A 10,566-nucleotide genomic window follows, 5' to 3' on the forward strand; every position below is an offset into this window, starting at 1 on the left:
GGAGGAGTCAGCTCGGGTTAGCCTTCGCGCGACGCAGCCGGACGGTGGAGACCAGGTAGAGGATCGCCCCGCCGACGGCGTAACCGGCCACCCCGGTGAGCATCAGTTCGTCCTGGGCCGCCTGGGCGAAGAACATCAGCCCGATCAGCGTGGAGAGCCCGCCGCTGACGATCATCGCGACCTGCCCGGGCAGACCGCGGCGCCGCCGGGTGATCGCGAGGGCGAGCTGGATCAGGCCGGTGAGCGTGGCCCAGACCCCGAAGACGCGTAGAACCGTGGCCGGGCCGTCCGTCACGGCCACGATCAGGGCGACGGTGGTGATCGCGCTGATGCCCGCGTTGACGAGCTGGGCCCGCACCGTGCCGGGGGCACCGGCCGCCTGCTGGGTCCGGGCATCGAGGACGGACGCGACCACGTCGAGGACGGGGTAGAGGATCAGGAGGACGACGGCGAGCCGGGGCAGGTCGGAGTCGGCGGTCAGGGTGCCCGCCGACGACAGCGACACGGCCAGCAGGCCGGCCCAGACCAGGGCGATGACCGCGCGGGTCAGATAGAGCCGGGAGATGGCGCCGATCGCGTCCCGTCCGGTGGTGGTGGTCGACATGGTGATGCGTCCCGTCCTGAGAAGTGTGGGGGCTGTTGGTAGCGAGTCTGTGGGCCGGGCGGGACGGGCGCGTACTTCGAACGAAGTACAGGGGCCGGACCCGCGTGCCGGAGAATCGGGGCATGGTCATGGAGGTCCTGGAGCGCAACCGGCCGGCCGGGCCCACCGCCCCGGCGTGGATCCGCCGGCCCGGTGTGCTGCACCTGCTGGCCTACGCGGCGGCCACGCTCTCGTTCTCCGGGCAGATCGTCGCGGTGGTGATCCACGGGTCGGACCGGGACACCGTGCTGTCGGTGCTGCTGGCCGGCAGCGGGGTGGCCCTGTCGTGGTGGAGGCCGTGGGCCGGGCTGGTCGTGACCAGTGCGGCCGCGTTCGCCGTCACCGCGGTGGGCACCGATCCGCTGGCGGTGTGGATGATGGCGGTCTTCGTCCTGGTGTCGGTCACCTTCCGGGGAAAACCCGCCGTGCCCGCGATCGCCGTGGTCGCGGTGTTCTTCCTGGGGGCGTTCATGACCGTGGGCGGATTCCGGGGTGGTGCCAACGTCGGTGTCGCGGCGCTCTTCTCGGCCATCGCCGGAGGTGCCACCGGGGCCGCGCTACGGCATCACCGGGACCGCTGGTGGATGCTGGAGGAGCGGGCCGAGAAGGCCGTCGCCGACCGCGAGGTCGAGGCCTTCCGGCGGGTGACCGCCGAGCGCCTGCGGATCGCCCGCGACCTGCACGACGTGATCGGTCACCAGGTCGCCATGCTCAGCATGAACCTCGGGATCGCCGAGATCAGGCTCCCGCCCGACGCCGAGAACTCCCGCCGCGCACTGATCTCCGCCCGTTCGAACGCCCGCACGGTGATCGTCGAGACGCAGCGCATCCTCGCCCTGCTGCGCCGGGGCGACACCCGGCCCGGTGACGAGGCGCTGCGGCCGACCCCGTCCCTGGCCGGGATCCCGGCGCTGGTCGCCTCGTTCGAGCAGGCCGGGCTGAAAGTCGTCACCCGTCTGGACCTCCCCGAGGGTTCCGTCGAGCCGGGGGTCGGGGTGACGGTGTTCCGGGTGGTCCAGGAAGCACTGACGAATGCCTACCGCCACGGGGACGGGACGGCGGAGGTGGCGGTGCGAGAACACGAGGGCAGGATCCGTGTGACCGTCGAGAACAAGGTCGCCCCCACCAACGGCGGGGCCGTCCCCGGCGGTGGGCTCGGCCTGGTCGGGATGCGGGAACGGGTCGAGTCGTCGAACGGGAGCCTGTCGATCGCCGGCCACGGCGGGGTCTTCCGGGTGCGGGCCGAGTTCGGCCCGGTGGGCGAGGTGGTCGTGTGACCCGGGTCCTGATCGTCGACGACCAGGACGACATCCGCGCCGGGATCCGCGCGATGCTCCTGCTCGATCCGTCGCTGGAGGTGGTCGGCGCCCTGTCCGACGGCCTCCAGGCCGTGCCGTTCCTGCGCGAGCACCCGGTCGACCTGGTGCTCATGGTCCCCCAGCCCTAAAGGGCCGGGAGGTGCCCCCAATCCGGATGCCGGGCATCGACGGGGTCGAGGCCACCCGCCGCATCCGCGCCGATCACCCGCCCCAGTCGCTCCGGGTGATCGTGCTGACCACGTTCGACCAGGACGACATCGTCATCGCCGCGTTGCGGGCCGGGGCCAACGGCTTCCTCGGCAAGACGGTGAGCCCGGCCGAGCTGGTGGCCGGGATCGCCGAGGTGATGGCGGGCGGGGGAGCGCTGTCGGCGGTCGCGACGGCCGCCCTCATCGGGCAGATGACCGACAACCCGCCGCCGGTGGTCGACAAGGACCTGCTGCGCCGGTTCGACGCCCTGACACCCCGGGAGCGGGACGTCGTCGTCCAGGTCGCGCGGGGCCTCAGCAACGAGGAGATCGCGGCGCAGATGTCCGTGTCGCCGTTCACCGTGAAAACTCATGCGGTGCGGGCCATGACGAAGGTCGGCGCCCGCGACCGGGCCCAGCTGGTCTCGTTCACCTTCCGCGCCGGGCTCAACCCCTAGAGCCGGGCTCAGCCCTTGGATCAGATCCCGAACTCGGCCAGCGTCAGGTCCCCGACCGCCTTCTCGTCCGCCACGTCGGCCACCAGCCGGCTGACGGTCATGGCGTGCAGCGCGGCCGTGCACGCGCGGATCCCGGCCGGGGACAGCCCGGGGTTGGCCGCGACGAACTCCAGGGTCACGTCGAGCACCGCGCGCATCTGCTCGCGCAGGCGGTTCTCGCGGTGACAGGCCCAGGCCGCCTCGTGCATGGCCTGGGCCCAGACCCCGGCGGGCCAGGTGATGCCTGCCAGCTGGGCGGGCGTGACCTGCCCGGACCGCACCCGGTCGATGAGCTCCAGCACGGCGACGCTGCGCGGGCCGTAGAGAGAGTCGCCGCTCTCGTACAGCGAGGTCCTGTCCGCGGCCTGCTCGAACGGGGCCCGCAGGGCCGCCACCTGCTCGGCCTCCAGCTGCGGGTGGGCCCACAGCCCGGCCGCGGCCGCCGCGGCGACGGCCGCGGAGGCGGGCACGTAACCGGTGCCCGGCACCGGCGCGATCGCCGCGTCCGGCCAGTCGGCGGCCGCGGTCGCGACCAGCGCGGCGACCTGCGAGCTGGTGCCGAACCGGCCGGTCGCCAGGGAGTCGGCGCTCATCGTGGCCCCGGCGCTCTTCAGCGTCTCGGCCATCGTGGGCACGTTCATGTCCAGCAGCGCCACCAGCACCCAAGCCACGCCGTGGGCGCTCTCGTCCCGGTCGTGCCAGGCCTGGGCGAGGGCGTAGGCGCCGTCCTCACTGATCCGGAACGCTCCGCTCAGCCCCCGCAGGAGCGGCAGGGCGTTCGGATGGGCGGCGGCATCCGTGGCCAGGACGGTGGGTGAGGACAGGGTGTACACCCGTTCGACCCTGCGTCGTCGGGCCGCTCCCGGTCAATCAGGGGCCCGCGTTCGCCGCACGCCCGGTGACCGGCCGTGTTGCCGGGTCTACGGTCTGTCCACCCCTCGTCGGGTCCGGCCGGTCACCGCATTAAGGTGGGGGGAATGAAGGTCCTCTCCATCCAGTCCGCGGTCGCCCACGGTCATGTCGGGAACTCCGCGGCAGTTTTCCCCCTGCAGCGCATCGGTGTCGAGGTCGTCCCCGTCCTCACCGTGAACTTCTCCAACCACACCGGGTACGGGGCCTGGCGCGGCCCGCTCATCCCGCCGGCCGACGTCGCCGAGGTGCTCCTCGGGGTCGAGGAGCGGGGAGTGTTCCCGCAGGTCGACGCGGTGCTGTCCGGCTACCAGGGCGGAGTGGGCATCGGTGACGTCATCGTCGACGCCGTGCGCCGGGTCAAGGCCGCGAACCCCTCGGCGGTGTACGCGTGCGACCCGGTGATGGGCAACGCCAAGTCCGGGTGCTTCGTCGCCCCCGAGATCCCCGACCTGCTGCGTGAGCGGGTCGTGCCGGTGGCCGACATCATCACCCCGAACCAGTTCGAGCTCGGTGTGCTCACCGGTACCGAGCCCTCGTCCCTGGAGTCCACGCTGGCCGCGGCCGACCTGGCCCGCGAGCTGGGCCCGGCGACGGTGCTGGTCACGAGCGTCGAGCGCCCGGACCGCCCGCAGGACACCGTCGAGATGCTGGTCGTCGACGACAGTGGCGCCTGGATCGTGCGCACCCCGCAGCTGCCCTTCAAGGCGAACGGCTCCGGCGACGTCACCGCGGCCCTGTTCACCGCGCACTACCTGGAATCGCGCAAGCCGGCCGTGGCGCTGGAACGCACGGCCTCCAGCGTTTTCGACCTGATCGACCTGACCTACCGTTCCGGTGAGCGCGAGCTCCAGCTGATCCAGGCCCAGGAGTTCTACGCCACGCCCCGCATGCAGTTCAGCGCCACGCAGGTGCGCTGACTTCCGGCCCGGTGGCCTTCCCGGTCACCGGGCCCGCATCCGGCTCAGCGCGAATTGTGCTCCCTGTTCCTGCATCCCGTTGGTGAAGTAGGACACGTGCGGGGCGAAGCGCCCGCCGGACTGACAGACGAAGTCGTCGGCCACGCAGTAGTCGCGCAGGCGATCGACGAACGCGTCCAGGGCACCGGCCGGTCGCGGGTCGGTCATCATGCCGTCGACGGTGCTGTCGTAGTCGCCCACATTGAACGGCTCTCGGCCGACGAAGCGCGGGTCGCCGTAGAGCACCACCGCGTCGATGTTCCCGGCCGCCGTGGGGGTCAGCTCGGCCTCGTCCCGCCCGGCGTCCCGGACCGATGCACCGATCAGGGCGTCGCCGGCCACGAGGGCACCCTGCGAATAACCCATCACGATCGACCTCTGCTGCGGGCACTTTCGCGCCGCGACGTTGAGTTCCCCGACCAGCAGCCGCACTCCCTCGTCGGCGCTCGCCCCGAAGAACGCGTCCCCGGGGGTGGTGCTGAGCGACACGGCGTCGGCGGGGTAGGGCACGTCGTAGTGGCGCGTGCGGCCCGGGTGGGCCGCCGCGATCTGCCGCGCCACCCCGCTGAGCAGGTTGGAGTCGGCCAGTGGCTCGCTCGTGCCCCGCGCGGTGATCACCAGATAGCCGGTGCAGGACGGGTTCTGGTCAATGGTGGACGCCCTGGTCGCCCCCGGTGTCGTCGTCACCACCGGGGTCGGGGTGTGTGAGGACGAGGTGCTGGTGGACGCCGGTGTCGTCGGCGATGTGGTGGTCGGGGAAGCGGTGGTCCCGTCGCCGCATCCGCTCACGAGCAGCCCGGTGGCCAGAGCCGCCACGGCTGCTACGGCTGCTACGGCTGCTACGGCGAGGCGGAACGCGGTGGGCACGGGGAACTCCCGGGAATCGGCGGTCACGTCAGCGGCTTCGTCTCGCCCGGATCAGGTCCACGACGGGTCGCTCGCCCGGGCCCGGCGCCAGGGGGTGGGCGAGACGCCCGTGTGCTGACGGAACACGCGGCTCAGGGCGGTGCCGCTGGAGAACCCCAGCTGCGCGGCGATCTGCGTGATGTCCAGATCGGTCGAGCGCAGAAGGCATTTGGCCCGGTACAGGCGCCACCAGGTGAGGTGTTCCATCGGTCCCTGGCCGGATGTGGCGCGGAACGCGGCGGCGAAGGCCGAACGGGACATCCCCGCCACCGCGGCCAGATGCGCCACGGTCCAGCCCCGGGAGAGATCGTCGTGGGCGGCGCTCACGGCGCGGGCCAGCCGCGGGTCGTTGAGCAGGGCGAGCCACGTGCCCTGGGCCAGGCAGAGCGCCGCCGCCCGGACCACGGTCACGTAGACGACATCCGCCAGGCGCGAGGTGATCACGGATGCGCCGGGGCGCGCGCCGGCGTGCTCCTGCGAGATCAGGAGCATGGCGGCCGCCGCCGATCGGGCCGCCTCACCGCCCGACTCCAGGGCGATCAGCGGAGGAAGGGCCCGGCCCAGCGCGTCGGCGGACAGCGGCTCGATGTCCAGCGACAGCACGTGCACCTCGGCGTCCGGGGCCGCTTCGAGGACGAAGGAGGCGTCCGGGCCGGCGAAGAGGACGTCTCCGGTGACCAGTTTCCCGTCGGACGGCGCCGGCGCGGCGAGCGCGGACCCCGCCACGGTGACCGGTCCGGCGGCCACCCAGACGACCAGGGCCTGGTTGCCGGGACGGTCGCCCGGAAACGTCCGCCGCCCCACCAGTCGCTCGTGGCGGGCATCGTGAGTCCGTGCGGCCGAAAGGACCGAATCCAGTGCATTCATTCCCGACCGCCAGCTCGCCGTGGACTATTCGTCATGAATTATGGACTCAACTGCCTAGCCCTTCCAGTCGGGTCGTCCTTAGCGTCGTGCCATGACCTACTTCATGCTCGCCCAGCTCCAGTTGCGCTACGGCTGGACCAATCTGCCCGCCTACGAGGAAGGGATGCGGCACGTCAAGGACCTTTTCGAGAGCCAGGGCATCATGCTGGAGCAGGCCGCGATCACGAAGATCGGCCCTCTCTACGAGACCTGGAACCTCTGGCGCGTCGACGATCCGGGGCACATCGACCGGGCTTTCGCCGCCCTGGAGTTCACGGAGCAGCAGCAGGAGGCGATTGCCCGCATGCACGCGGTCGTCGAGCACGAGCAGGTCCGCATCCTGGAAGGGCTCGACCTCGTGAGCACTTCATGAGCCCGGTCTGAGGACGGGGACGTCGCGGTGGGTCCGGGACGCGGTGCGCAGCAGGTCCAGGGCGAGGGCGCCCGGGCGGGTGGCGGCGGCCGCGTCGCGGACGATCGCGTGGATGCTCCGCACCGGGCGGGGGCGGACCACCGGGACGACCACCACGTCGTCGGGCGGTGACAGGGCGCCGAGTTCGGGCATCACGGTGACCCCGATGCCGGCGGCGACGAAGGCGATGGCGGCGCGGTAGTCGTGGGCCTCGACGTGGAAGGGCGGGCTGATCCCGGCCGCGGCGCAGGCGTCGATCAGGTTCTGCCGACACCAGCCCTGGGTGAAGTCGTTGTCGATCCACCGCTCGCCGGCCAGCTCGGCCAGCTCGATCTCCTCACGGGCAGCCAGCGGATGGTCGCGGTGCAGGACCACGACGTACGGATCGTCGAGCAGGTGGTGCACGGCGAAGCCGGTGCCGGCGGTGAAGGTGCTCTGGGCCACGACGAGATGAAGGTCCGCGCGCTCGTCGGGGTTGTCGGGCGGGACGTCGCTGAGGCGCAGATCGATGCGCAGGCCGGGGAACTCGTCACTCAGCCGGTGCACCAGGGGCGGCAGCCAGAGCGCGCCCGCCGAGGCGAAGTAGGCGATCGACAGCGACCCCGTGCGCCCGGACCGCAGGTCGGCCACCAGGGCCTCGGTGACGCCGAGCCGGGTCAGCAGGTCGTCTGCCTCGGCCGCCAGGGCCAGCCCGGCGGCGGTCGGGCGCAGGCCCCGGCCCACGCGTTCCAGCAGGGGCAGCCCGGTCTCGCGCTGAAGCGCCGTGATGTGCTGACTCACCGCGGAGGGCGTGTACCCGAGGTTGGTGGCGGCGGCCTGGACCGAGCCGCTGGCCACGACCGAACGGAACACGCGCAGGCGATGCAGATCCAGCATGCCGCAACTCTACAGTCGGGCTTAATGGTCAGGAAGAAAGTCGTGCTGGTGCTTAATCAATGCCCGCCCCGACGATGAACCCATGACCGTTCCGGCACCGCCCCGCACCTCCCTCCTGCCCCTGGCCGCTGCCGGTGTCACCGTCGTCCTGTGGGCCTCGGCCTTCGTGGGCATCCGGTCTGCCGGGCACGACTACTCGGCCGGAGCCCTGGCCCTGGGGCGCCTGCTCGCCGGCTCCGTCGCCCTGACCGCCGTCGTTCTCCTCCGGAAAGCGAAGGCGACCCGGGCGACCGGGGAGGGTGCGCGTCCTCCAGCACCCCGGCGCCCGCTCCTGTTCGCCGCGATGCTGTGGGGCGTGGCCTGGTTCGGTCTCTACAACGTGAGCCTGAACCGCGCCGAGCAGAGTCTCGACGCCGGGACCACCGCCCTGCTGGTCAACCTGGCGCCGGTCCTGATTGCCGTGCTCGCGGGCCTGTTGCTGGGGGAGGGTTTTCCGGCCCGGCTGATGATCGGCATGGCCGTCGCCTTCGGTGGTGTGGCCCTCATCGCCGTCACCACCTCCGACGGGCGGGGCGACCTGGCCGGGGTCCTGCTCGGCCTGGCCTCGGCCGTGCTCTACGCCACGGCGGCCACCGCGCAGAAACGTCTGCTGGCCCGGATCGACGCCCTGACCCTCACCTGGATCGGCTGCCTGTCCGGCACGGTGGCCTGTCTTCCGTTCGCGCCCGGCCTGATCCGGCAGGCCGCCGATGCCTCGCCAACCTCCACCCTGAGCCTGGTCTACCTCGGGGTCTTCCCCACCGCGATCGCCTTCCTGGCCTGGGGATACGCACTGTCGCGGACGAATGTGGGACGTCTGGCCGCCTCCACCTATGTGGTGCCGGCGTTGGTGGTGCTGATGTCGTGGGCCCTGCTGGGGGAGGTGCCGGGCGTGCTGGCGCTGGTGGGGGGCGTGCTGTGCCTGGCCGGGGTGGGGATCGCGACGGTCCGGAGGGCGCGATGAGGAAAGGGATAAGGAACTCATAACGTCGGATTCCCTAGGTTGGTCGCTGACGCCCCAGGCCTGACCGAAGAGGACCCGTGAAACGACGCACCACCGTGACCATTGCCGCTGCCGCCTCCCTCGCCGTTGTCGGTGCGGTGACGCAGAGCCTGGTCGGTCACGCCGAGAACGCCGCCCCCACCGCCGTGACCCAGGCCGCGGTGACCCGGGCGGCCGACACCACCGTGACGGCGGCTGCGGTCAAGGGCCTGCCCAAGACCATGACGTTCTACGTCGACCCGAAGTCGGGCCCGGCCACCTGGGTCTCCCAGAACAAGAGCGACAGCCGCGCCGCCACGATCAAGGCGGGCCTGTCGTCCAAGCCGATGGCCCGCTGGTTCGGGAGCTGGTCCAACGACATCAAGCCGGCCGTGAACGTGTACGTCACGGCGGCCACGAAAAAGAAGAAGGCACCGATCCTGGTGGCCTACAACATCCCCGGCCGCGACGCCTGTGGTGGGCACTCGGCCGGTGGCGCGCAGGTGAGCGAATACCGCACCTGGATCAAGAACTTCGCCGCCGGTGTCGGCAAGCGCCGGGCCGTGGTGGTGCTCGAGCCCGACGCCCTGGCCGACTTCAACTGCCTGACCACGGCCCAGGCCGCCACTCGTCAGAAGCTGCTCACCTACGCCACCGAGCAGTTCCACCAGAGCGCCCCCAACGCGTACGTCTACCTGGACGCGGGCAACTCGAACTACGCCACGGCCACCGCCATGTCGGGCCGGCTGCTGAAGTCCGGTCTGAAGAACATCCGCGGGTTCTCACTGAACGTGTCCAACTACCACACCACGGCGGAGGAGAACGCGTTCGCCACGAAGCTGAACGCGCAGCTGCGCAAGCGGGGCTCGGCGACCAAGCCGTACATCATCGACACCAGCCGGAACGGTCTGGGCAGCAACGGTGTCTGGTGCAACCCGGCCGGCCGCAAGCTGGGCGTCACCTCGCGCGTCAACCAGACGCCCACGGCGAAGACACCCGAGGCGCGCCTGTGGATCAAGACTCCCGGTGAGTCGGACGGCAACTGCGGCATCGCCCCGAACGCGGCAGCCGGGGTCTTCGACCCGGCGATCGCCGTCGGTCTGGTGCGCGGCAAGTAGGGCCTTCCGCCCGGGCAGCAGAACGCGGTCAGCCGGGGGCCTGTCCTGGCCGGGCGAAACGGGGATATCTCACCGTGCGGGAGCGGCCCGAAGCGAGACCGGAACGGCAGCGGCGGGCCGTTCCCCGGTGAGGCCCCGGGTCACTGCGTAGTCTCAAGGGATGGATGAGTGGCCCGGGAGTGACACAGGTAGGGCCCCGGCCCCGGTCCGCGGGTCGTTCCTGCTCGAGCGGGTGTACGCGGACTCGGCCCGTGACCTGGGGATTCCCCCGCGGCAGGGCGTTCTGCTGTGTGTGCTGACACCGGGCCCACTGGAGCTGTCCCGCCTGGGCACCGTGCTGCGGGTGGCTGAGCCGGTTCTGACCGGCCTGGTCGAGGCCGCCGAGGCGAGCCGCCACGTCACCCGCACCACCGACCCGGCCGGCACCCACACCGGTACCGTCACCGTCGTCCTGACCTCGATCGGCGCGTCCATCGCCCAGGAGTTCTACGACGAGACCTGCGCCCGCATCGACGCCCTCACCTACGGGCTCTCGATCAGTGAGCGCACCGCGCTCGCGGCGCTGCTGGGCCGGTTCATGGTGGGCCGGCACCGGCCCCGCCCGGTCACCCACCTGCACGCCGGCACCCGGTCGGGTTCCGGGCCCCGCCCGCACAACACCCCCACCCCTCCGGCCCAGAGCGCCTGATCCGGCCCAGCTCGTGGGAGCGGTGGCGCAGACGCCCATCCCGAAGTCGCTCAGGTCCGGGGTGAAGGGGGCGGGCTGTCTGTCAGGCGGTTCCAGGAACGTTCACGCGGTGTTTGCCGCTGGT

The 10,566-nt window shown here is 71.6% G+C and carries 11 protein-coding genes and 1 pseudogene; 7 read left to right on the forward strand and 5 right to left on the reverse strand.

Annotated elements, in window-relative coordinates:
- Positions 1 to 7 precede the first annotated feature (7 nt).
- Positions 8 to 604, reverse strand: coding sequence for a hypothetical protein (locus LR393_RS21270; RefSeq protein WP_231485885.1), 597 nt, complete (start codon positions 602 to 604; stop codon positions 8 to 10).
- Positions 605 to 726: 122 nt separating this feature from the next.
- On the opposite strand from LR393_RS21270, the gene LR393_RS21275 reads away from it, so the two are divergent.
- Together LR393_RS21275 and LR393_RS21285 are read left to right on the forward strand one after the other, a co-directional pair.
- Positions 727 to 1,920, forward strand: a complete 1,194-nt coding sequence (locus LR393_RS21275) for a sensor histidine kinase (RefSeq protein WP_231485886.1) — start codon at positions 727 to 729, stop codon at positions 1,918 to 1,920.
- Positions 1,917 to 2,608, forward strand: a pseudogene (locus LR393_RS21285) (response regulator transcription factor). Before LR393_RS21275 ends, LR393_RS21285 begins: the two are co-directional and overlap by 4 nt.
- 20 nt (positions 2,609 to 2,628) lie before the next feature.
- Here LR393_RS21285 and LR393_RS21290 read toward each other — a convergent pair.
- Positions 2,629 to 3,480 (reverse strand): hypothetical protein, encoded by an 852-nt coding sequence (locus LR393_RS21290; RefSeq protein WP_231485889.1) that lies wholly within the window; start codon positions 3,478 to 3,480, stop codon positions 2,629 to 2,631.
- A gap of 144 nt (positions 3,481 to 3,624) precedes the next feature.
- On the opposite strand from LR393_RS21290, the gene pdxY reads away from it, so the two are divergent.
- Positions 3,625 to 4,476: a pyridoxal kinase PdxY gene (gene pdxY, locus LR393_RS21295; RefSeq protein WP_231485890.1), complete on the forward strand. Its 852-nt coding sequence runs from the start codon at positions 3,625 to 3,627 to the stop codon at positions 4,474 to 4,476.
- A gap of 24 nt (positions 4,477 to 4,500) precedes the next feature.
- Here pdxY and LR393_RS21300 read toward each other — a convergent pair whose 3' ends face one another.
- Together LR393_RS21300 and LR393_RS21305 are read right to left on the reverse strand one after the other, a co-directional pair.
- Positions 4,501 to 5,409, reverse strand: coding sequence for a cutinase family protein (locus LR393_RS21300; RefSeq protein WP_231485891.1), 909 nt, complete (start codon positions 5,407 to 5,409; stop codon positions 4,501 to 4,503).
- A 24-nt stretch (positions 5,410 to 5,433) separates the two neighbouring features.
- Positions 5,434 to 6,288 carry a helix-turn-helix transcriptional regulator gene (locus tag LR393_RS21305; RefSeq protein ID WP_269327633.1) on the reverse strand — a complete coding sequence of 285 codons (855 nt, stop codon included), beginning with the start codon at positions 6,286 to 6,288 and terminating at the stop codon, positions 5,434 to 5,436.
- Between the two features lie 91 nt (positions 6,289 to 6,379).
- On the opposite strand from LR393_RS21305, the gene LR393_RS21310 reads away from it, so the two are divergent.
- On the forward strand, positions 6,380 to 6,700 hold the full coding sequence (locus LR393_RS21310; protein ID WP_231485893.1) for a hypothetical protein: 321 nt from the start codon (positions 6,380 to 6,382) through the stop codon (positions 6,698 to 6,700).
- On the opposite strand, the gene LR393_RS21315 is transcribed toward LR393_RS21310, so the two are convergent.
- Complete coding sequence (locus LR393_RS21315) at positions 6,695 to 7,615, reverse strand: LysR family transcriptional regulator (RefSeq protein ID WP_231485894.1); 921 nt, start codon at positions 7,613 to 7,615, stop codon at positions 6,695 to 6,697. The genes LR393_RS21310 and LR393_RS21315 overlap by 6 nt on opposite strands.
- Positions 7,616 to 7,697: 82 nt before the next feature.
- On the opposite strand from LR393_RS21315, the gene LR393_RS21320 reads away from it, so the two are divergent.
- From LR393_RS21320 to LR393_RS21330, 3 genes are all read left to right on the forward strand, one after another.
- The gene (locus LR393_RS21320) at positions 7,698 to 8,618 is read left to right on the forward strand and encodes a DMT family transporter (RefSeq protein ID WP_231485895.1); all 921 of its coding nucleotides are present in this window, start codon (positions 7,698 to 7,700) and stop codon (positions 8,616 to 8,618) included.
- Positions 8,619 to 8,695: 77 nt separating this feature from the next.
- Positions 8,696 to 9,754, forward strand: coding sequence for a glycoside hydrolase family 6 protein (locus LR393_RS21325; RefSeq protein WP_231485896.1), 1,059 nt, complete (start codon positions 8,696 to 8,698; stop codon positions 9,752 to 9,754).
- A 160-nt stretch (positions 9,755 to 9,914) separates the two neighbouring features.
- A complete protein-coding gene (locus LR393_RS21330) occupies positions 9,915 to 10,442 on the forward strand; it encodes a MarR family winged helix-turn-helix transcriptional regulator (RefSeq protein ID WP_231485897.1) in 528 nt (175 codons plus the stop codon).
- The last annotated feature ends 124 nt before the right edge of the window (positions 10,443 to 10,566 follow it).

Source organism: Kineosporia mesophila (assembly GCF_021129235.1).
GTDB lineage: Bacteria > Actinomycetota > Actinomycetes > Actinomycetales > Kineosporiaceae > Kineosporia > Kineosporia mesophila.

Coding starts and splice junctions, on each gene's coding strand:
- LR393_RS21270 (WP_231485885.1), bottom strand. CDS start 604: ATGTCGACCACCACCACCGGACGGGACGCGATCGGCGCCATCTCCCGG.
- LR393_RS21275 (WP_231485886.1), top strand. CDS start 727: ATGGTCATGGAGGTCCTGGAGCGCAACCGGCCGGCCGGGCCCACCGCC.
- pdxY (WP_231485890.1), top strand. CDS start 3,625: ATGAAGGTCCTCTCCATCCAGTCCGCGGTCGCCCACGGTCATGTCGGG.
- LR393_RS21305 (WP_269327633.1), bottom strand. CDS start 6,288: ATGAATGCACTGGATTCGGTCCTTTCGGCCGCACGGACTCACGATGCC.
- LR393_RS21310 (WP_231485893.1), top strand. CDS start 6,380: ATGACCTACTTCATGCTCGCCCAGCTCCAGTTGCGCTACGGCTGGACC.
- LR393_RS21315 (WP_231485894.1), bottom strand. CDS start 7,615: ATGCTGGATCTGCATCGCCTGCGCGTGTTCCGTTCGGTCGTGGCCAGC.
- LR393_RS21320 (WP_231485895.1), top strand. CDS start 7,698: ATGACCGTTCCGGCACCGCCCCGCACCTCCCTCCTGCCCCTGGCCGCT.
- LR393_RS21330 (WP_231485897.1), top strand. CDS start 9,915: ATGGATGAGTGGCCCGGGAGTGACACAGGTAGGGCCCCGGCCCCGGTC.